Below are 21,223 nucleotides of genomic sequence, written 5' to 3'. Positions count from 1 at the left end.
TTCGCAGTTTAAAACCTTAAGGCGCTCAACTCAGACCGTGAGAGGCTAAAAAAGTTGGCTCAAAAGCTGTTCAATGAGCAAAGTGATGGCTGACTGCTTGTTTTTTGAACAGGGTGCGGTATAAACCGCTACCCTGCCGTAGGGGATTGCTACGCAGCAAGGAGCTCTTTCGCGTTTGCCAGCGTGTTGCGTGTGACTTCACTGCCACCCAGCAGACGGGCCAGCTCTTGCAGACGGGCGCGTTTATCCAGCGGCTGCATATGCGTTTCGGTCATTTCGCCGTCCGTTTCTTTGCTGACGTAGAAGTGCTGATGCCCACAGCCAGCCACCTGTGGCAGGTGAGTCACGCACATCACCTGGGTTGATTCACCCAACTGGCGCAGTAATTTTCCGACCACCGCTGCGGTTGGCCCACTGATCCCCACGTCCACCTCATCGAAAATTAGCGCCGGGGTTTCCATTTTACGGGCGGTGATCACCTGAATAGCCAGCGCAATACGCGACAGCTCACCACCGGAGGCGACTTTAGCCAGCGGCTGTAACGGCTGGCCGGGGTTAGTGGTGACGCGGAAGTCGATGCGGTCAGCACCCTCAGCGGTAAGGTGGTTTTCATTAAATTCTACGTCGATAGCCAGCTTGCCGTGCGGCATGGAAAGCGAATGCATGCTTTCGGTAATCAGCCCGCAGAGCTCGGCGGCGTAATGAACCCGACGCTGATGCAGCTCGTGGGCCACGGACAGAGCCTGCTGGTGGTGAAGCGCCACGGCCTGCATAAGCTCATCCTGCGAGCTGGCCTGGTCGTCCAGCAGCAGCTGTTCGTCCAGCAGCTTCTGGTGAAACAGGGGCAGCTCTTCGGGAGTGATATGGTGTTTACGCGCCAGGGCGATTTGCCGGGAGATACGCTGTTCCAGCTCGTAGAGACGGTTGGGATCAAGATCCAGACGGTCGCAGTAATGGCGCAACTCGTCGCTGGCTTCCGATATTTGAATCGCCGCTTCTTCGAGCATCTCCAGTACGCCGGAGAGTTTGCCGTCCAGGCTGACGAGTTCGGTCATCAGCTGGCGCACGCTGTAGAGCTGACTTTGCAGGTCGCTGCCTTCGCCATCTGCCAGAATGCTCAGCGCCTGCTGGCTGGTGGACAGCAGCTGACCGCTGTTGGCCAGGCGTTTGTACTCTTCGTCGATCTGTTCGAACTCACCGGCAATGGGGGCGAATTCGTTCAGCTCTTTAAGCTGGTAGTTGAGTAGTTCGGCGCGGGAAGCGCGCTCCTGAGCAAGCTGCTGATGCTGCGCAAGGTCGCGGCAGCTCTGGTGCCATGCGCGATAGCGCTCTGCCATTTGTGCGATAAGGGATTGCTCCCCAGCGTAGCCATCCAGCAGATTTTTTTGATGTTCCGGTTTTAGCAGCAGCTGGTGAGCATGCTGACCGTGGATCTGGATCAGCAGCTGGCCGAGGTCACGCAGCTGAGATAGGGGGACGGCGGTACCGTTGATAAAACCACGGGAGCGACCATCGCTGCTGATGACGCGGCGCAGCAGGCATTCTTTTCCCTCCTCAAGCTGGTTTTCTTCCAGCCAGCGCAAGGCGGCAGGGGTGTCTTTTAATGAGAAACGGGCGCAGAGATCGGCGCGGGTTGCGCCCCTGCGTACCATGTCTGCTTCGGCGCGGCCGCCCAGGCACAACCCCAGCGCATCAATCGCAATAGATTTACCGGCACCGGTTTCGCCGGTGATGGCGGTCATACCGTGGTGAAAATCGATTTCGAGTTCACGAACAATTGCGAAGTTACTGATGGTGAGTTGAGCGAGCATAGCCACCTTCCTGTACGTAAAGCCATGACTGTAATTGCATACAGTATAGCCTGGTTTTATATACAGTAAAGTGGCCTGATGAATTTTCAGAATAATTTTTTCGACCAGCCGAGTTTAGAGCTTAACGTATTGAAATAGCTGTAGTCTTTAGGGTGGATTAAATTCAGATGGTAGTCACAGCGACGGATCAGAACGTCCTCACCTTCCTGTATAGGCAGCGCAATCTGGCTGTCGCAGCTGATCTCAAGGTCGCTTCGCATGTGTGAAAAACGCAGACGGATGGTGCTGCTACTATTGATAACCAGCGGGCGCGCCGACAGCGTGTGTGGGAACATTGGCACCAGCGTTATCGCATCCAGCGACGGGGTTAGTATCGGGCCACCGGCAGAGAGCGAATAGGCCGTTGAGCCCGTTGGCGTGGAGATAATCAGGCCATCGGAACGTTGGGAGAACGCGAAGACTTCATCAATGTAAACTTCAAACTCAATCATGTGCGCGACTTTGCCGGGATGCAGAACGACCTCGTTGATGGCGGTGCTCAGGCGAGTGGCTTTGTCGTGCTGGCATACCTGGGCCTCCAGCAGAAAACGTTTTTCACTGATGTAATGGCCTTCCAGCACGTCCGCCAGCTGCTGCTGGGCGTTGTCCGGGTCAAGGTCAGTCAGAAAGCCCAGGTTGCCACGGTTGATGCCGATAACTTTGATATCGTAACGGGCCAGTACGCGGGCCGCGCCAAGCATATTGCCGTCGCCGCCAACGACCACGGCCAGGTCGGCAAGCTGTCCAATTTCTGCCAGCGTGCCGGTTTTCACATTCTTGAGGTTCAGCTCCTGGGCAATTTGCTGTTCCACGATAACGTCGTAACCTTTGCCGCACAGCCAGCGATAGAGCATCTCGTGCGTAGTCAGTGCGGTAGGGTGACGGGGATGCCCAACGATGCCAATGCAGTTAAAATGGGCGTTCTTGATCGTGGTCGTCATCGTGGTGGTCCTTATTACGCAAACGTTTATGACAATATGTCACGTTCCCTTGAATCCCGGAAACTGATCCCCATAATAAGCGAACCAGCGAGATGAATGCTAAAAACGCGGAGAATTTCATGAGTAGTAAAGAACAGAAAACACCAGACGAGCAAGTCTCAGACGAAATTGCAATGGAAGGCCACGAAGAAGTCGAGGCCGTAGAAGGTGCCGAGGTGGTGGATCCGCGCGACGAACAGATTGCCGATCTGACTGCACAGCTTGAAGAAGTCCAGCAGCGTGAGCGCGATAGCCTGTTGCGCACCAAAGCCGAGATGGAAAACCTGCGCCGTCGTACCGAGATAGATATCGAGAAAGCGCACAAGTTTGCGCTGGACAAGTTTGTGAATGAGCTGCTGCCGGTTATCGACAGCCTCGACCGTGCCCTTGAAGTGGCTGACAAGTCCAATGCGGACCTGGCGGCAATGATCGAAGGTATCGAACTGACCCAGAAATCCATGCTGGACGTGGTGCGCAAGTTTGGCGTGGAAGTGGTTGGTGATACTAACGTGCCGTTTAACCCGGACGTCCACCAGGCGATTGCCATGGTTGAGTCTGAAGAGGTTGAGCCAAACCACGTGCTGATGGTGATGCAGAAGGGTTATACCCTGAACGGTCGTACCATTCGCGCCGCGATGGTTTCCGTGGCGAAAGCGAAGTAAGTTGCTTTTGGTAGGGTGGATAAGCGTGAGCGCCATCCACCGAAGTCGCAGAGGATCTAGCGGCGGATAGCACTGCGTTTATCCGCTCTACAAATAGTTCCTTTAGCTCACTGAAGCCAGCCCTTAGCGGCTGGCTTTTTTTATCGGTTATTCTTCGACGCTCTGTCGCAGCGGCGTAACGGGCGTGACGCGCACCTGCTTAATCATGTTGTCCTGCACGTCCAGAATATCAATGTCGTACTGCAGGATACGCACGCGCGTGTCGTTCGCCGGGATCTCCTGTAGCTCTTCCAGCAGCATGCCGTTAACGGTGCGGGCTTCGTCTTCCGGCAGCGTCCAGTTGAATGCTTTATTAATTTCACGCACGTTCGCACTGCCTTCAATAATCACCGAACCATCGTTCTGCGGCGTGACCTCTTCGGCAAGCGTTGGGGACATCGAGGTGGTGAAGTCACCGACGATTTCTTCGAGAATATCTTCTACTGTGACCAGCCCCTGAATATCGCCATATTCGTCGACGACCAGTCCTGCCTTCTTCTTATTGCGCTGGAATTTGATCAGCTGCACGCTCAGCGGCGTGCCTTCCGGGACAAAGTAAATTTCATCGGCGGCACGCAGCAGGGTTTCTTTGGTGAACTCCTGCTTTTCCGTCATCAGGCGGTAGGCTTCGCGCACCCGCAGCATGCTCATGGCATCGTCCAGCGTATCGCGGTAGAGCACAATGCGACCGTGGGGGGAGTGGGTCAGCTGGCGAACGATGGATTTCCAGTCGTCGTTGATATTAATCCCGACGATTTCGTTGCGCGGCACCATGATGTCGTCGACGCTCATCTTTTCCAGGTCCAGCACGGAAAGCAGCATGTCCTGGTTGCGGCGGGAAATTTTCGAGTGGGATTCATGCACGATAGTGCGCAGCTCGTCTTTACTGAGCGCGGCGCTGATGACGTTATCGGTTTTGATCCCTACCATACGCATCAGCATGCGGGTAATGACGTTGAGCAACCAGACCAGCGGCATCATCAGAACTTGCAGTGGGCCGAGCAGGACGCTGCTGGGAAAGGCAACTTTTTCTGGGTAGAGCGCGGCAATCGTTTTTGGCAGCACTTCTGCAAAAATCAGTACGATGAAGGTCAGTACACCCGTCGCAATAGCTACGCCAGCATCGCCGTACAAACGCATGCCCACAATGGTGGCCAGCGCGGAGGCGAGGATATTGACGAGGTTGTTACCAATCAGAACCAGACTGATCAGGCGGTCTGGTTTGCGCAGTAATTTTTCAACTCGTTTAGCGGCGCGGTTGCCCTGCTTGGCAAGATGGCGCAGGCGATAGCGGTTTAACGTCATCATGCCGGTTTCCGAACCGGAGAAGTACGCTGAAACCACCACCATGATGATCAGGGTGACGATCAGCGTGGTGGTTGAGATGTGTTCCAAAAGGGTTGTCCTTTAATAATGCAGGTTAGCCAACAAACTGTTGCAGGACCCGGCTACCGAAGTAGGCAAGGGTAAGAATTGCCGCACCGGCGACGTTGAACCACACCACGCGGCGACCACGCCAACCCTCATGATAGTGTCCCCATAGCAGAACGATGTAAACAAACCATGCCAGAATTGAGAGCACGGCTTTGTCGACATTTTCCATGCTAAAGAGATTATGCATGTAGAACAGCCCGGTACAGAGCGTCAGGGTGAGCAGTACCACGCCCACCTGGGTGATATGAAACATTTTTCGTTCAATGACCATCAGCGGTGGCATCTCCGCGCTGAAGGCCAGCTTTTTATTCTTCAGCTGGTAGTCAATCCAGGCTAGCTGCAGCGCATACAGGGCGGCGATAATCAACGTGGCGTAGGCAAAGAGCGAGAGGCCAATGTGGATCATCATGCCCGGTGTGGCTTCCAGATGGGTGATGAATTCATTTGGCATAAAGCTGGCTAAGGCCAGATTGATCAGCGCAAAGGCGTAGACGATAGGCAAAAGTAGCCAGCCGCGGTTGCGCGAGGCGACAATCGTCATTACCGTACAGATCATCAGACTGACCAGCGAGCCCACGTTTAGCAGGCTCAGGTTTTGTCCGCCGTCACCGGTAAAAATACGTGACTCCAGTGCCAGGGCATGGCCGATCAGCGCAATGGTGGCCGATAAAATAGCTAAGCGGCGCCACGCACTGTTCTTCCGAAGCAGGCCGGGAATGATCAGCGCGAGGCTGACGGAGTAGGCTACAAGCGCAAGGATTGCGAAAACAGGCATATAAGGTGTCGGTCAATTAGCCAGAGATGAAAAAAGGCAGTATAACGTTACCTGTCGCCTGCTCCAACTCTAACCGTTACATCACACGCCGGGCGGCTTCATGATATAATCGGCCAAATTCTGTTTTGTGTCGCGTACCGCGGCCTTAGTTACCACGTTAGGCAAAATACCATGTTTGATAATTTAACTGACCGTCTGTCGCGTTCCCTGCGCAATATCAGCGGCCGTGGGCGGCTGACTGAAGAGAACGTTAAAGAAACGCTGCGCGAAGTGCGCATGGCGCTGCTGGAAGCGGACGTTGCGCTGCCGGTGGTGCGTGATTTTATCAGCCGCGTAAAAGAGAAAGCGGTTGGTCATGAAGTCAACAAGAGCCTGACCCCGGGTCAGGAGTTCGTCAAAATTGTGCGCGCCGAGCTGGTTGCCGCAATGGGCGAAGAAAATGCCGTATTGAATCTTGCCGCGCAGCCGCCGGCCGTTGTGCTGATGGCGGGCTTGCAGGGCGCGGGTAAAACCACCAGCGTCGGTAAGCTGGGTAAGTTCCTGCGTGAAAAGCACAAAAAGAAAGTGCTGGTGGTTTCTGCCGATGTTTATCGCCCTGCGGCGATTAAACAGCTGGAAACGCTGGCCGAACAGGTTGGCGTGGAGTTCTTCCCGTCTGACGTCGGGCAAAAGCCAGTCGATATCGTTAACGCCGCGCTGAAAGAAGCGAAGCTGAAGTTCTTCGACGTGCTGCTGGTGGATACCGCCGGTCGTCTGCACGTTGACGAAGCGATGATGGACGAAATCAAACAGGTTCACGCCGCAATTAACCCGGTTGAAACGCTGTTTGTAGTAGATGCGATGACCGGCCAGGATGCCGCGAACACCGCGAAGGCCTTCAACGAAGCGCTGCCGCTGACCGGTGTGGTACTGACCAAGGTCGACGGCGACGCGCGCGGCGGTGCTGCGCTGTCCATTCGTCATATTACCGGTAAGCCAATCAAGTTCCTCGGCGTCGGCGAGAAAACCGAAGCGCTGGAGCCGTTCCACCCGGATCGTATTGCCTCCCGTATTCTGGGCATGGGCGACGTGCTGTCGCTTATCGAAGATATCGAAAGCAAGGTTGACCGCGCGCAAGCAGAAAAACTTGCCAGCAAGCTGAAGAAGGGCGACGGGTTCGACCTCAACGACTTCCTTGAGCAGCTCAAGCAGATGAAAAACATGGGCGGCATGGCGAGCATGATGAGCAAGCTGCCGGGCATGGGCCAGCTGCCGGACAACGTTAAATCGCAGATGGACGACAAAGTGCTGGTGCGCATGGAGGCGATTATTAACTCCATGACGCTGAAAGAACGCGCCCAGCCAGAAATCATTAAAGGCTCCCGCAAGCGCCGTATCGCGCAGGGTTCCGGTATGCAGGTTCAGGACGTCAACCGCCTTCTTAAACAATTCGACGACATGCAGCGCATGATGAAGAAGATGAAAAAAGGCGGAATGGCGAAAATGATGCGCGGCATGAAAGGTATGATGCCGCCAGGTTTCCCAGGCCGTTAAGCTCATTTAGATTGCTTTTTGCGCCCAAATGAGTAAAATTTTCGGGCTTTTAATATGACACCGGGCTCCGTCCCTCGATGGGGCCCGGTGTTTTATTCACTAAAGAGGATGTTATGGTAACTATTCGTTTAGCACGTCACGGCGCAAAAAAGCGTCCGTTCTACCAGGTTGTTGTTACTGACAGCCGTAATGCACGTAACGGTCGCTTCATTGAGCGCGTTGGCTTCTTCAACCCTATCGCTGGTGAAAAAGACGAGGCTTCCCGCCTGGATCTGGATCGCATCGAGCATTGGGTTGGCCTTGGCGCTACCGTTTCCGATCGCGTATCTGCGCTGATCAAAGCTACAAAGAAAGCAGCTTAATCTGTCACGGTGGTCATGATGAGCAATCAACTCGCAGCAAAGGCTCCTGTTAACCCAATCGTATTGGGCAAGATGGGCTCCTGCTACGGTATTCGTGGTTGGCTCAGAGTGTTTTCCTCCACCGAAGACGCCGACAGCATTTTTGACTATCAGCCCTGGTTTATCCAGAAGGCGGGTCAGTGGCAGCAGGTACAGCTGGAAAGCTGGAAGCACCACAATCAGGATCTGATCATCAAGCTGAAAGGCGTTGACGATCGGGATGCCGCGAATCTGTTGACCAATTGCGAAATTGTTATCGATTCTGCGCAGTTGCCTGGCCTCGAAGAGGGTGATTATTACTGGAAAGACCTCATGGGTTGCCAGGTAGTGACCACTCAGGGGTATCAGCTCGGTAAAGTCATCGACATGATGGAAACCGGCTCCAATGACGTTCTCGTCATTAAGGCAAACCTGAAAGATGCGTTCGGTATCAAGGAGCGGCTGGTTCCGTTCCTCGATGGGCAGGTTATCAAGAAAGTCGATCTCGCTACTCAAACGATTGAAGTAGATTGGGATCCTGGTTTCTAAACCTCCGGATAAACGGTAATAACAACGGCGTGATGGGGAAAGGCTTGTGTTTATTGGTGTAGTTAGCCTGTTTCCAGAGATGTTCCGCGCGATTACCGATTACGGGGTAACTGGCCGGGCAGTTAAAAATGGCCTGCTGAGCATCCAGAGCTGGAGTCCTCGCGACTTCGCTTACGACCGGCACCGTACCGTGGACGAACGTCCTTACGGCGGCGGACCGGGTATGCTCATGATGGTAAACCCGCTAAGGGAAGCCATCCACGCAGCGAAAGCGGCGGCAGGGGAAGGCGCAAAGGTCATCTACCTTTCACCTCAGGGGCGCAAGCTTGATCAAGCAGGCGTCAGTGAACTGGCAACAAATGAGAAGTTAATTCTGGTTTGTGGCCGTTACGAGGGAATCGATGAGCGCGTGATCCAAACCGAAATTGATGAAGAATGGTCAATCGGCGATTACGTTCTCAGCGGTGGTGAGTTACCAGCAATGACGCTGATTGACTCCGTCTCACGGTTTATTCCGGGAGTACTGGGCCATGAAGCATCAGCAATCGAAGATTCGTTTGCTGACGGGTTGCTGGACTGTCCACACTATACCCGTCCTGAAGTGTTAGAAGGGATGGAAGTACCGGCGGTGTTACTGTCGGGCAACCATGCCGAGATACGCCGTTGGCGCCTGAAACAGTCGCTGGGCCGCACCTGGCTTAGAAGACCTGAACTTCTGGAAAACCTGGCTCTGACTGAAGAGCAAGCAAGGTTGCTGGCGGAGTTCCAACGGGAACACGCACAACAGCAACATAAACATGATGGGCAAGGTTAAGACCTCCCAATACATCAGTTTACCCAGGATAAGAGATTAAATTATGAGCAACATTATTAAGCAAATTGAACAAGAACAGATGAAACAGGATGTACCTTCCTTCCGTCCGGGCGACTCCGTGGAAGTGAAAGTATGGGTCGTTGAAGGTTCTAAAAAACGTCTGCAGGCATTTGAGGGCGTGGTTATCGCAATCCGTAACCGCGGTCTGCACTCTGCATTCACTGTTCGTAAAATTTCCAACGGCGAAGGTGTTGAGCGTGTATTCCAGACTCACTCCCCGGTAATCGACAGCATTGCTGTTAAACGTCGTGGTGCCGTTCGTAAAGCTAAACTGTACTACCTGCGTGAGCGTACTGGTAAATCTGCTCGTATCAAAGAGCGTCTTACCAAGTAAGATTTCGCTAACGCGACATCCATATAAAGGGCTGCCATCTGGCAGCCCTTTTTTTGTGCTCTGAATTTGGGGGGAGGGATCACTGTGCGGCAGCGGTTTAATTAAGGCGGGAGGCCTTTATTCCTGCATCGGTCGCCGTTTGCCAGGTGGCTCTTAACGCTTCCGTATCGGGTAATTTCTCGCAGCTCTGCGGGAAAGATTTTCCGGCGCTGCCCTGAACCTTCAGGAAGTCGGGGTTGCAAATACGCTGCTGGCCTTTGGCATAGCCCCTGAGCCACTCTTGTCTGTCCACCTCGTCATCGTTATGAACATGGGCCAGCACTAAATCACTTCTGATGGGATCGCCTGCCATGGCATCGTCCCAGCCCGCCTGATACCAGTCCGTAGGGCCTGGCTTTGGCGTGGGGGCATAGGGATCGAGATAACAGCCGGACACTCCCAGAATCAGAAAAACTAAACAGGCGCGCAGCATAAATTTATCCTTTCTCAGAAGATAAATTGATCATAGAAGGGAGTGACTGATTTAGCTGCTAAGCGTGAAAATTTTGCATTGTTGTTCGTTCTGTCAGCGTATCTATTCATAACGCCCCTCTGGGTGTACACATTAGTTTCCGATTCTGGCTGTTAATCAGGGTGAATTGTGTGTATGTAACGTATTCTTTACGTAATATGGATTGCAATCTTTACTCTCCATGGTAAGGTAAGCACACCTCACCGAGGAAACGACTATCGCAAACGAGCTAAACAGGACCGCCATCATGCAAAAAGACGCGCTGAACAACGTACATATTTCTGACGAACAGGTTTTAATCACTCCGGATCAGCTGAAAGCCGAGCTTCCACTGACTGCGGCGCAGGAAGCGCAGATCGAGCAGTCCCGGCAGACAATCTCTGACATTATCGCCGGTCGCGATCCTCGTCTGCTGGTGGTTTGTGGACCTTGCTCGATCCACGATCCTGAAGCCGCGATTGAATATGCTCGTCGTTTTAAAATTCTGGCTGAACAAGTCAGCGATAGTCTGTACCTCGTGATGCGCGTTTACTTTGAAAAACCACGTACTACCGTGGGCTGGAAAGGGCTGATTAACGATCCGCATATGGACGGCTCGTTTGATGTAGAAGCAGGTCTGAAAATTGCGCGTCATCTGCTGGTAGAACTGGTCAGCATGGGCCTGCCGCTGGCAACGGAAGCGCTGGATCCAAACAGCCCTCAGTACCTTGGCGATCTCTTTAGCTGGTCAGCAATCGGTGCTCGTACTACGGAATCCCAGACCCACCGTGAAATGGCTTCTGGTCTTTCCATGCCAGTGGGCTTTAAAAACGGCACCGATGGCAGCCTTGGGACGGCAATCAACGCTATGCGCGCTGCGGCAATGCCACACCGCTTTGTTGGTATCAACCAGGCAGGTCAGGTTTGCCTGTTGCAGACCAAGGGTAACCCGGATGGACACGTGATCCTCCGTGGCGGCAAAGCACCGAACTACAGCCCGGCAGACGTCGCCCAGTGTGAAAAAGAGATGGAACAGGCGGGACTGCGCCCGGCCTTGATGATAGATTGCAGCCATGGCAATTCAAACAAAGACTACCGCCGTCAGCCGGGCGTGGCAGAATCCGCTATCGCTCAGATCAAAGATGGTAACCGTTCGATTATTGGCCTGATGATTGAAAGTAATATCCATGAAGGGAATCAATCGTCAGAGCAGCCGCGTAGCGAAATGAAATACGGCGTTTCCGTGACTGATGCCTGCATCAACTGGGAAAGCACGGAAAGCCTGCTGCGCGAGATTCACCAGGATCTGAACGGTACGCTTGCGGCGCGTCAGGTATAAGAGGTTTTACTATGGTTGCTGAATTGACCGCGTTACGCGATCAAATCGACGAGGTGGATAAGGCGCTGCTGGATCTGCTGGCTAAGCGCCTTGAGCTGGTCGCGGAAGTCGGCGAAGTCAAAAGCCGCTTCGGCTTACCGATTTATGTTCCAGAGCGTGAAGCGACAATGCTGGCATCCCGCCGCAAAGAGGCTGAGGCGCTCGGCGTACCCCCCGATCTTATTGAAGATATTCTGCGCCGGGTCATGCGCGAATCCTACTCCAGTGAGAACGACAAGGGCTTCAAAACGTTGCAGCCGGCGCTTCGCCCGGTGGTGATTGTCGGCGGCGGTGGCCAGATGGGGCGTTTGTTCGAAAAAATGCTCACGCTGTCTGGTTACCAAGTGCGGATCTTCGAAAAAGACGACTGGCCGCGCGCGCAGGAAGTGATGGCAGATGCAGGCATGGTTATCGTCAGCGTGCCAATCCATCTCACGGAACAGGTGATAAGCCAGTTACCCGTGCTGCCGGAAGACTGCGTGCTGGTCGACCTCGCTTCGGTGAAAAATGGTCCGTTACAGGCCATGTTAGCGGCACATGGCGGGCCAGTTCTGGGCCTGCACCCGATGTTCGGACCGGACAGCGGCAGCCTTGCAAAACAGGTTGTGGTTTACTGCGATGGTCGCCAGCCGGAGGCCTACCAGTGGTTCCTGGAACAAATTCAGGTCTGGGGCGCGCGGCTACATCGTTCCAGCGCCGTTGAGCACGATCAAAACATGGCGTTCATCCAGGCGCTGCGCCACTTTGCGACCTTTGCATATGGTCTGCATCTTGCGGAAGAAAACGTGCAGCTTGAGCAGCTTCTTGCGCTCTCCTCGCCAATCTACCGTCTGGAGCTGGCGATGGTCGGGCGACTGTTTGCGCAGGATCCCCAGCTCTACGCCGATATTATCATGTCGTCCGAAAGCAACCTGGCGCTGATTAAGCGCTACTACAAGCGATTCGGCGAGGCGATTGGCCTGCTGGAGCACGGTGATAAGCAAGCCTTCATCGACAGCTTCCGCAAGGTGGAACACTGGTTTGGCGATTACGCCCAGCGCTTCCAGTCTGAGAGCCGTATCCTGCTGCGTCAGGCGAATGATAACCGTCAGTAACGGCAAAAAGGTTTTATAATCAAAGCCAGCGGGAGATCCGCTGGCTTTTTTGTGCGAAAAGGAAACCCGAGATGACGCAGCCGCAAGTTCTGTTTGATTACACCGGTCACTTGCCCGAATGCCCAACGTGGCATGGCGAGGAGAAAAGTCTCTACTGGACGGATATTCTCGAAAACGAGATCCATCGTTTTCATCTCGACAGCGGTAAACATGATGTCATTCAGTTCTCCGAGGAGGTCGGCTGCTTTGCCTTTCGGGAGAATGGTGGACTTATCGTGGCGCTGCGCAGCGGTATCTATCTGACCAACCGCACCGGGCTGATAACCCAAAAAGTCTGCGATAATCCGAGTCATCCTGAACTTGCCCGTTTTAACGACGGTGGGACGGATCGCGATGGCCGCTTTTACGCGGGTACATTCTGGGGGCCAACAGATTTCAACGGGGCGCTGCTGTGCCGCGTGGATAATGATTTAACGCCGCATGTTATCCAGCATGACATCATGGGCGCCAACGGTCTGGCCTTCAGCGAAGATAAAAAGTGGATGTATACCTCTGATACCCCAAACGGCGTCATCTACCGGACGCCGCTGGACGAGCAGGGTGAACCGGGCAGGCGGGAGGTGTTCAGACGCTTTGCCGAAGGCGAGGGCATCCCTGATGGGGCTGCCATGGACGTTGAGGGCTGCTACTGGACGGCGCTGTTTGATGGCTATCGTATTGCCCGGCTGGCGCCGGAAGGAGAGATTCTTGAAGAGTATAAGCTTCCGGTGCGCTGCCCGACGATGGTCTGCTTTGGGGGCGACGACATGAAAACGCTGTTTATCACCACGACCCGAGAAAACATGGATGCCGAAGAGCTTTCGGAGCGCCCGTTATCCGGTGCTATTTTTACGCTGACCGTTGGTGTAGCCGGCTTGTCGAAGCTAAAATTTAAAGAACAGTAACGGGTCAGACTGGCGCTGACCCGTTAATCTCAGCGTCAGATTGGATCGACGGGCACGACGTTTTCACTTGGGTAGCTGCCCAGCACTTTCATCGAGCGGGTAATCTCGCCCAGCTCACGCAGGGCTTTCTGCATCTCCAGATCCTTCAGGTTTGCCTGGATATCCAGGTAGAACATCTCCTCCCACGGATTACCGTTGATCGGGCGGGACTCCAGCCTGGTCATAATCAGGTTATGGTTACGCAGCACCAGCAGCGCTTCAACCAGCGCACCGGCCTGCTGGCCAGTCGCTATCAGCAGCGTAGTTTTTGCCGGTACCTGCTCTGAAACATCTATCGCTTTGCGAGCCAGCACGATAAAGCGAGTGATATTTTGGGTCTGGTTGGCCAGATTGCGTTCCAGCACCTGCAACCCGTAAAGCCCGCCGCCGGCTTCGCTGCCCAACGCTGCAACGTGCGGCGAATTTGCCTGCGCGACCTTTTCCATCGCCGCAGAAGTGCTTTCGCAGTATTCAATTTTCCAGTGTGGGTAGCGATTAATAAACTGACTGCACTGCTGGAAAGGTTGCGGATGGCTGTAAACCGTTTCGATTTTGTCTAAATCCGTAGTGCCGCTGACCAGAACACAGTGGTCGATAGGCACAGTCATTTCACCGACGATGGACAGGCTGGTGTGCTGGAGCAGGTCGTATACGTCATTAATCGCCCCAGAGCTGGTGTTCTCGATTGGCACCACTGCGTAATCCGCCTGGCCGGTTTCAACCTGATTAAAGATGTCGTGGAATTTGGCGCAGCCGCTTTCAATAAACTGTTCGAAATGACGTGCGGCGTACTGACGTGCAGCCAGGTGAGAATAGGAGCCTTTCGGACCGAGGAAGGCAACGCGGGCGGAGTGCGGGTTGGTTTTATTAAGATGTTGCTGCAACAAGGCCTGCTGGGTGAGAACCGAATCTTCAATAATGAGCTGGAAGAGGCGGGTAATGTAGTGCGCGTCGAGATGGTGCGTTTTACCAAGCGTAATCAGGCGTTCTAGCAGGTCCCTTTCGCGGTCAATATCTCGAACCGGGCGGTGAGATTCGAGCTTCGCTTTACCAACTTCTACGGCAAGCCCGCGGCGCTCGGCCAGCAGGGCCAGCAGCTTTTCATCCAGGGCGCTGATTTTATCGCGTAGTGCCAGTAAGGGGTTTATCTCAGTCATAACGCTACCTTTTCGATGTCCATAAAAAAGGCCTCCCGTTTGGGAGGCCTGTTTGTTCGTCTTCGCATTCTTTATCACACGACGAATTGCCTCCCGTTCAGGGGAAGGTAAAAAAGAATGCGAAGAAAAACGGTTGATGTCTCATGGCTGATTCCTGACAAGTCTGAGGGTTAACTTACTCGCTCTGTTTAAAAGCTGTCAACAAAAAACGCGCCGGAGGCGCGTTGAGATCGCTGACAAAGAAGGAAAAAGCGTGGTTTTTCCTTCTTTGTAGTAAGCAGCCGAAAATCAATAAATTGATTTTCCTGAATTTTGTTGCAGTAAGTTATCCGGAATCTTAAGACGTTATGGGCGTCTGTCATAAAAAAACGCGCCCGGAGGCGCGTTGCAAATGGTATTCGACTTTCAAATTACTCTTCTTCTTCACTCTCGGCGAAGACGGCATCTTTCATTGAGCCGTTGGTGCGACGCGCTTCACCTTTGTGTTGCACTTTGTTTAACTGCCGCTCCAGTTTGCTAATTAATTCGTTAATGGCCGTGTACATATCATCGTGCCTGGCGCTCGCGACGAGCTGCCCGTTCGGCGTACTGATGGTGGCATCGGCCACAAAACCCTGGGGTTCTTTGGACAAAATGATGTGTGGGTTTATTAGATGTGTTTGCCACTTGTCCAGTTTAGTGAGACGGTCCGCGACGTGCTGGCGAATAGCTGGGGTGATGTCCATTTGCTTGCTGGTAATGTTCATTGTCATAAAGTTACCTCTTGTCATTCCCGTCTTGGTAACGCCAGCATACCTCTCTCAATGTCAAAAAGTGTGATGTGAATCACGTAATTTTGTCACTTTTTGTCAAGTGAGCCTTTTTGTGAGAAAGGGCAGGATATCGGCCAATTTCGCTTGTGATAACAAGAAAAGACGTCCATATTTGATGGGATGACCTGACGCTAAACCGTTTCAGTTTTGTGGTATCAGGCAATAAAAACGGCAGCCCTGGCTGCCGTTTTGTCGTTCTGAGTTTTGCTAATCAGGTTTTGCTACCGTTAGCGGCAATGATTTTCGCGACTTTGTCGGCTTGAGCCGTCATTTGCATTTCGCGATAAGCATTTTCCATCAGTTTTAAGCCGTCGCGAGTCGCCTGAGTATCCGGGAAATCACGCAGCATTCCTTCAACGCGGTTAACTACTGCCACCCACGCGCCGCGTTTGGTGTAGTATTGCGCCACGGAAAGCTCATATTTGGCCAGACGATCTTTCAGGAACACCAGACGTTTGGTCGCGTCGGTGACATACTGGCTGTTCGGATAGCCTCGAACCAGTTTTGAAAAATCGTTGAAGGCATCACGCGCGTGCTGCGGGTCGCGGTCGGAGCGATCGACACCGAAGAACCCCTGCAATGCGCTGTCATCCAACGCCATGTCCGTCAGGCCACGCATGTAAAGTACGTAGTCGATGTTCGGATGGGTAGGGTTAAGACGCATAAAACGGTCAATCGCGGCCTGAGCCAGCGGAAGATCGGCGTTCTTGTAGTAAGCGTAAATCAGGTCCAACTGCACCTGCTGCGAGTAAGGCCCGAACGGATAACGGTTATCCAGCGCTTCCAGTTGCGTTATCGCCGCTTTAAAGTTACCGTCCTGCAACTTTTGTTGGGCAGTCGCATAAATCTCAGAAGGCGGATTATCAGGAACCTCATCCTTGGTACTGGAGCAACCAGCCAAAGCCAGGCTCAACGTGGCAGCTGCCACCAGATATTTCATACGCGTCATGACGTTTGACTTTCCTAAGTAATGTTATTCCGGGAGGCTCGCAGTTCCAGCTCCCAATAAAGACCAGCTACAATAGCACACTATATTAAACGGCATTGCCGTAAAACCCAACGTTAACGAAGAAGCTGTCTATGGCACAACTAGTACAACTCAACGCAACAGTATCCGATTCACAACTCGGTCAACGGTTAGATCAGGCTTTGGCCGAATTGTTCCCGGATTATTCACGTTCGCGTATAAAAGAATGGATTCTCGATCAGCGCGTGCTGGTCAATGGCAAGCTTAGCGACAAGCCGAAAGAAAAAGTGTTGGGTGGTGAGAGCGTCACCATCAACGCAGAAATCGAAGAGGATGTCCGCTGGGAGCCGCAGGATATCCCGCTCAATATCGTCTATGAAGATGACGATATTCTTGTCATCAACAAGCCTCGCGACTTTGTTGTTCATCCGGGGGCAGGTAATCCGGACGGAACCGTATTGAACGCATTGCTGCACTATTATCCGCCGATTGTCGATGTACCGCGCGCGGGCATCGTCCACCGTCTGGATAAAGACACCACCGGTTTGATGGTGGTGGCGAAAACCGTTCCAGCTCAGACTCACCTGGTTGAGGCGCTGCAGCTGCGTGAAATTACCCGTGAGTATGAAGCGGTGGCAATTGGTCATATGACCGCTGGCGGCACGGTAGACGAGCCTATCAGCCGTCACCCAACCAAACGCACCCACATGTCCGTTCACCCCATGGGTAAGCCTGCGGTGACGCATTACCGCATCATGGAACATTTCCGCGTTCATACGCGTCTGCGTCTGCGTCTGGAAACAGGTCGCACGCACCAGATTCGTGTTCACATGGCTCACATTACTCATCCGCTGGTAGGCGATCAGCTCTACGGTGGCCGCCCGCGTCCGCCAAAAGGTGCCTCTGAAGAGTTTGTCTCGGTTCTGCGTAAGTTTGACCGTCAGGCTCTGCATGCGACTATGCTGCGTCTTTATCATCCGATCAGCGGCGTTCTGATGGAGTGGCATGCGCCAATCCCCCAGGACATGGTGGACCTGATAGAAGCACTGCGCGCGGATACCATAGCCTACAAGGATCAACTGGACTGGCTATGAGCAAAGTGATCGTCCCGCAATGGCCGCTACCTCCAGGCGTCGGTGCCTGTAGTTCGACTCGCATCGGCGGGGTAAGCCACTCTCCTTATGACGGGCTTAATCTGGGGGCTCACTGCGGTGATAACCAGGAGCACGTCGAAGAGAACCGCCGTCTTTTCTATGCTGCCTCGGGTATGCCTTCTAAGCCGGTATGGCTTGAGCAGGTGCATGGAAAAGCCGTGCTGCGCTTAACCGACGAGCCTTACGCTTCCAAACGAGCAGATGCGTCATACAGCGACACGCCGGGTACGGTTTGTGCCGTCATGACGGCGGACTGCCTGCCGGTGTTATTCTGTAATAAGGCAGGCACCGAAGTCGCCGCCGCGCATGCCGGATGGCGTGGATTATGTGATGGCGTGCTGGAAGAGACCGTTGCCTGCTTCAAGGACAGCCCGGAAAATATCATCGCCTGGATGGGGCCTGCTATTGGCCCTGACGCGTTTGAAGTTGGCCCGGAAGTCCGCGAGGCGTTTATGCAGAAGGATGCGAAGGCCGATGCGGCTTTCCGTCCGATGGGCGAAAAATATTTTGCTGATATCTACACCCTTGCGCGCCAGCGCCTGGCGAATATGGGTATCGAACAGGTCTACGGCGGCGATCGTTGCACCCATAGCGAAGCGGAAGATTTCTTCTCGTATCGTCGGGACAGAATCACCGGCCGTATGGCAAGTTTCATTTGGCTGATATAACCTATAGAATCAAGACGATCCAGTACGGGTAACGATTACTTCACATATTTCAGGTCATTAACCTTGAATAATTGAGGGATGACCTCATTTAATCTCCAGTAGCAAATTTGACCTGTTAATGGGAGGAGTTATGCGTCTGGATCGTCTTACCAATAAATTCCAGCTTGCTCTCGCTGATGCCCAGTCTCTCGCACTTGGGCAAGACAACCAATTCATCGAACCCCTTCACCTGATGAGCGCGCTGCTCAATCAGGAGGGTGGATCTGTACGTCCTTTACTGACCTCCGCAGGCGTTAACGCGGGGCAGCTACGCACGGCCATTGAACAAGCCTTGAGACGCTTGCCGCAGGTGGAAGGTACCGGTGGCGATGTTCAGCCATCTCAGGACCTGGTGCGTGTCTTAAACCTGTGCGACAAGCTCGCGCAAAAAAGAAATGACAATTTTATCTCGTCTGAACTCTTTGTTCTGGCAGCGCTGGAGTCGCGTGGCTCACTGACAGACTTGCTGAAAGCTGCGGGTGCCACCACGGCAAACGTGACTGCTGCCATAGAGCAAATGCGTGGAGGGGAAAACGTGAACGATCAGAATGCCGAAGACCAGCGTCAGGCATTGAAGAAATATACTGTCGATCTGACCGAGCGTGCCGAGCAGGGCAAGCTTGACCCGGTCATTGGCCGTGATGAAGAAATTCGCCGCACTATTCAGGTGCTGCAACGTCGTACCAAAAACAACCCGGTATTGATCGGTGAGCCGGGCGTAGGTAAAACCGCCATCGTTGAAGGACTGGCGCAGCGCATCATCAATGGTGAAGTACCGGAAGGGCTGAAAGGCCGCCGTGTGCTTGCTCTCGACATGGGAGCGCTGGTGGCCGGTGCGAAATACCGCGGTGAGTTTGAAGAGCGTCTGAAAGGCGTGCTCAACGATCTCTCTAAGCAGGAAGGCAACGTCATTCTGTTTATTGATGAGCTGCATACCATGGTCGGTGCCGGTAAAGCCGATGGCGCAATGGATGCGGGCAACATGCTTAAGCCTGCTCTGGCGCGTGGCGAACTGCACTGCGTGGGTGCCACAACGCTTGATGAGTATCGTCAGTATATTGAAAAGGATGCGGCCCTTGAGCGTCGCTTCCAGAAAGTGTTCGTGGCTGAACCAACAGTGGAAGATACCATCGCCATTCTGCGTGGGCTGAAAGAGCGCTATGAGCTGCACCACCATGTGCAGATCACTGACCCGGCAATCGTGGCGGCGGCGACCTTATCGCATCGCTATATTGCGGACCGTCAGCTGCCGGATAAAGCCATCGACCTGATAGATGAAGCGGCGTCCAGCATTCGTATGCAGATCGACTCGAAGCCGGAAGAGCTGGATCGCCTTGACCGCCGTATCATCCAGCTGAAGCTGGAACAGCAGGCGCTGAAGAAAGAATCGGATGAGGCGAGCCAAAAACGCCTGAATATGCTGGAAGAAGAGCTGGGACAGAAAGAGCGCGAATACTCCGTTCTTGAAGAAGAGTGGAAAGCAGAGAAAGCGTCGCTCTCCGGCACCCAGACTATTAAAGCCGAACTGGAACAGGCGAAGATTGCCATTGAGCAGGCTCGCCGCGTGGGTGACCTCGCCCGTATGTCCGAGCTGCAGTATGGGAAAATCCCGGAGCTTGAGAAACAGCTGGAAGCTGCGACGCAGAGCGAAGGTAAGACCATGCGCCTGCTGCGTAATAAAGTCACTGACGTAGAGATTGCTGATGTGTTGGCACGCTGGACGGGGATCCCGGTAGCCCGCATGCTTGAAGGTGAGAGGGAAAAACTGCTGCGCATGGAGCACGATCTCCATCATCGGGTTATCGGCCAGGATGAAGCAGTGGAAGCGGTATCGAACGCGATTCGTCGTAGCCGTGCAGGGCTTTCCGATCCAAACCGTCCGATCGGTTCGTTCCTGTTCCTGGGGCCGACCGGCGTCGGTAAAACAGAGCTGTGCAAAACGCTCGCGAACTTTATGTTTGATAGCGATGACGCGATGGTGCGTATCGATATGTCTGAGTTCATGGAGAAACACTCCGTCTCGCGGCTGGTGGGGGCACCTCCGGGTTATGTAGGTTATGAAGAAGGCGGTTATCTGACCGAGGCTGTTCGCCGTCGTCCTTATTCAGTCATCCTGCTTGATGAGGTGGAGAAGGCGCATCCGGATGTGTTCAACATCTTATTGCAGGTGCTGGATGACGGACGACTCACGGATGGGCAGGGCAGAACGGTCGACTTCAGAAATACCGTCGTCATTATGACGTCTAACCTCGGTTCTGATTTGATTCAGGAGCGTTTCGGCGAGCTGGACTACGGGCATATGAAGGATCTGGTTCTGGGTATTGTCAGCCAGAGCTTCCGTCCGGAATTCATTAACCGTATAGATGAGGTGGTGGTCTTCCATCCGCTGGGTGAGCGCCATATTGCCTCTATTGCTCAGATTCAGCTGCAGCGCCTGTATAAGCGTCTTGAAGAGCGTGGCTACGAAGTCACTATCTCTGAAGATGCGTTGAAGCTGTTGAGTGAAAGCGGTTACGACCCGGTATATGGGGCAAGGCCGCTGAAAAGGGCTATTCAGCAGCAAATCGAGAACCCGCTGGCGCAGCAAATCCTCTCTGGTGAGCTGATACCGGGTAAAGCCGTCAGGCTGGAAGTAAAAGATAATCATATTGTGGCAGTGCAGTAAGTCACAAAAAAGAAAGAAACGAGCCCTTCGGGGCTCGTTTCTGTTTAAAAACCAGGCGATATTAGGTGGTTCTTATCGTTATTGCCTGGAAAATAATCAAACGATAAGATTTTTCAATTTTATGCTTGTCACATTCCTAAAAATCCCTATACTGCGCCTCCACTGACACGGCACAACGGCTTACAAACCGGCCCTTCAGTCAGACGAAAGCGAAAATAAACGCTTGACTCTGAAAGAGGAAAGCGTAGTATACGCCACCTCGAGTTAGCAAGCGAAAGCGCGTAACTCACTGCTCTTTAACAATTTATCAGACAATCTGTGTGGGCACTCGCAGGATTGATATCTCAAGCATCTTCGGATGCAAAAAAATATCAAGTCTTGAAGAGTGACCAGGCAGTAATTCATT

21 protein-coding genes and 1 other annotated feature are annotated in these 21,223 nt (G+C 53.4%); of the genes, 12 read left to right on the top strand and 9 right to left on the bottom strand.

Annotated features, from left to right (window positions below; all coding sequences use genetic code 11):
- Positions 1-149: 149 nt before the first annotated feature.
- Both recN and nadK read right to left on the bottom strand, forming a co-directional pair.
- Positions 150-1,811, bottom strand: a complete 1,662-nt coding sequence (recN, locus tag HYQ67_RS20225; protein WP_202306863.1) for a DNA repair protein RecN — start codon at positions 1,809-1,811, stop codon at positions 150-152.
- 86 nt (positions 1,812-1,897) lie between these two features.
- Positions 1,898-2,791, bottom strand: coding sequence for an NAD(+) kinase (nadK, locus tag HYQ67_RS20220; RefSeq protein WP_202306862.1), 894 nt, complete (start codon positions 2,789-2,791; stop codon positions 1,898-1,900).
- Positions 2,792-2,910: 119 nt separating this feature from the next.
- Here nadK and grpE point away from each other — a divergent pair, with 119 nt between their 5' ends.
- Complete coding sequence (gene grpE, locus HYQ67_RS20215) at positions 2,911-3,492, top strand: nucleotide exchange factor GrpE (protein ID WP_202306861.1); 582 nt, start codon at positions 2,911-2,913, stop codon at positions 3,490-3,492.
- A gap of 147 nt (positions 3,493-3,639) precedes the next feature.
- On the opposite strand, the gene HYQ67_RS20210 is transcribed toward grpE, so the two are convergent.
- Positions 3,640-4,926, bottom strand: coding sequence for an HlyC/CorC family transporter (locus tag HYQ67_RS20210; protein WP_202306860.1), 1,287 nt, complete (start codon positions 4,924-4,926; stop codon positions 3,640-3,642).
- 25 nt (positions 4,927-4,951) lie between these two features.
- Positions 4,952-5,740, bottom strand: a complete 789-nt coding sequence (locus HYQ67_RS20205) for a cytochrome C assembly family protein (protein WP_202306859.1) — start codon at positions 5,738-5,740, stop codon at positions 4,952-4,954.
- Between the two features lie 171 nt (positions 5,741-5,911).
- Between HYQ67_RS20205 and ffh the strand changes: the two genes are divergently transcribed.
- From ffh to rplS, 5 genes are all read left to right on the top strand, one after another.
- Positions 5,912-7,273: a signal recognition particle protein gene (gene ffh, locus HYQ67_RS20200; protein ID WP_202306858.1), complete on the top strand. Its 1,362-nt coding sequence runs from the start codon at positions 5,912-5,914 to the stop codon at positions 7,271-7,273.
- A gap of 113 nt (positions 7,274-7,386) precedes the next feature.
- Positions 7,387-7,635, top strand: coding sequence for a 30S ribosomal protein S16 (rpsP, locus tag HYQ67_RS20195; protein WP_202306856.1), 249 nt, complete (start codon positions 7,387-7,389; stop codon positions 7,633-7,635).
- Positions 7,636-7,653: 18 nt separating this feature from the next.
- Positions 7,654-8,202, top strand: coding sequence for a ribosome maturation factor RimM (gene rimM / locus HYQ67_RS20190; RefSeq protein WP_202306852.1), 549 nt, complete (start codon positions 7,654-7,656; stop codon positions 8,200-8,202).
- A gap of 46 nt (positions 8,203-8,248) precedes the next feature.
- Positions 8,249-9,016, top strand: coding sequence for a tRNA (guanosine(37)-N1)-methyltransferase TrmD (trmD, locus tag HYQ67_RS20185; protein ID WP_202306850.1), 768 nt, complete (start codon positions 8,249-8,251; stop codon positions 9,014-9,016).
- A gap of 43 nt (positions 9,017-9,059) precedes the next feature.
- Positions 9,060-9,410 carry a 50S ribosomal protein L19 gene (gene rplS, locus HYQ67_RS20180; protein WP_064513203.1) on the top strand — a complete coding sequence of 117 codons (351 nt, stop codon included), beginning with the start codon at positions 9,060-9,062 and terminating at the stop codon, positions 9,408-9,410.
- A gap of 97 nt (positions 9,411-9,507) precedes the next feature.
- On the opposite strand, the gene HYQ67_RS20175 is transcribed toward rplS, so the two are convergent.
- Complete coding sequence (locus tag HYQ67_RS20175) at positions 9,508-9,882, bottom strand: DUF2799 domain-containing protein (RefSeq protein ID WP_202306841.1); 375 nt, start codon at positions 9,880-9,882, stop codon at positions 9,508-9,510.
- Positions 9,883-10,168: 286 nt separating this feature from the next.
- On the opposite strand from HYQ67_RS20175, the gene aroF reads away from it, so the two are divergent.
- The 3 genes from aroF to HYQ67_RS20160 all read left to right on the top strand — a co-directional run bounded on the left by aroF (position 10,169) and on the right by HYQ67_RS20160 (position 13,316).
- Positions 10,169-11,239 carry a 3-deoxy-7-phosphoheptulonate synthase AroF gene (aroF, locus tag HYQ67_RS20170; RefSeq protein WP_202306840.1) on the top strand — a complete coding sequence of 357 codons (1,071 nt, stop codon included), beginning with the start codon at positions 10,169-10,171 and terminating at the stop codon, positions 11,237-11,239.
- 11 nt (positions 11,240-11,250) lie between these two features.
- Positions 11,251-12,372, top strand: coding sequence for a bifunctional chorismate mutase/prephenate dehydrogenase (gene tyrA, locus HYQ67_RS20165; protein WP_202306838.1), 1,122 nt, complete (start codon positions 11,251-11,253; stop codon positions 12,370-12,372).
- 71 nt (positions 12,373-12,443) lie between these two features.
- Complete coding sequence (locus tag HYQ67_RS20160; RefSeq protein ID WP_202306832.1) at positions 12,444-13,316, top strand: SMP-30/gluconolactonase/LRE family protein; 873 nt, start codon at positions 12,444-12,446, stop codon at positions 13,314-13,316.
- Between the two features lie 35 nt (positions 13,317-13,351).
- Here the strand turns inward: HYQ67_RS20160 and pheA are convergent, their stop codons facing one another.
- From pheA to bamD, 4 genes are all read right to left on the bottom strand, one after another.
- Positions 13,352-14,512 carry a bifunctional chorismate mutase/prephenate dehydratase gene (gene pheA, locus HYQ67_RS20155; protein WP_202306831.1) on the bottom strand — a complete coding sequence of 387 codons (1,161 nt, stop codon included), beginning with the start codon at positions 14,510-14,512 and terminating at the stop codon, positions 13,352-13,354.
- 21 nt (positions 14,513-14,533) lie between these two features.
- Positions 14,534-14,658: a sequence feature (Phe leader region), on the bottom strand.
- On the bottom strand, positions 14,610-14,657 hold the full coding sequence (pheL, locus tag HYQ67_RS20150) for a pheA operon leader peptide PheL (protein WP_202306931.1): 48 nt from the start codon (positions 14,655-14,657) through the stop codon (positions 14,610-14,612). (Overlaps the previous feature by 48 nt.)
- Positions 14,659-14,922: 264 nt before the next feature.
- Positions 14,923-15,264, bottom strand: coding sequence for a ribosome-associated translation inhibitor RaiA (gene raiA / locus HYQ67_RS20145; protein ID WP_202306830.1), 342 nt, complete (start codon positions 15,262-15,264; stop codon positions 14,923-14,925).
- Positions 15,265-15,535: 271 nt separating this feature from the next.
- On the bottom strand, positions 15,536-16,273 hold the full coding sequence (bamD, locus tag HYQ67_RS20140; protein WP_202306829.1) for an outer membrane protein assembly factor BamD: 738 nt from the start codon (positions 16,271-16,273) through the stop codon (positions 15,536-15,538).
- 131 nt (positions 16,274-16,404) lie between these two features.
- Between bamD and rluD the strand changes: the two genes are divergently transcribed.
- From rluD to clpB, 3 genes are all read left to right on the top strand, one after another.
- On the top strand, positions 16,405-17,385 hold the full coding sequence (gene rluD, locus HYQ67_RS20135) for a 23S rRNA pseudouridine(1911/1915/1917) synthase RluD (protein ID WP_202306828.1): 981 nt from the start codon (positions 16,405-16,407) through the stop codon (positions 17,383-17,385).
- Positions 17,382-18,113, top strand: coding sequence for a purine nucleoside phosphorylase YfiH (gene yfiH / locus HYQ67_RS20130; RefSeq protein WP_202306827.1), 732 nt, complete (start codon positions 17,382-17,384; stop codon positions 18,111-18,113). Before rluD ends, yfiH begins: the two co-directional genes overlap by 4 nt.
- A 130-nt stretch (positions 18,114-18,243) precedes the next feature.
- Positions 18,244-20,817, top strand: a complete 2,574-nt coding sequence (clpB, locus tag HYQ67_RS20125; protein ID WP_202306826.1) for an ATP-dependent chaperone ClpB — start codon at positions 18,244-18,246, stop codon at positions 20,815-20,817.
- Positions 20,818-21,223 lie beyond the last annotated feature (406 nt).

The sequence above is a fragment of the Dryocola clanedunensis subsp. sulfonylureivorans genome, assembly GCF_016756775.1.
Lineage (GTDB): Bacteria > Pseudomonadota > Gammaproteobacteria > Enterobacterales > Enterobacteriaceae > Dryocola > Dryocola clanedunensis.
The sequence above is the reverse complement of the archived record's forward strand: the minus strand, read 5'-3'. Positions and strand labels throughout refer to the sequence as shown.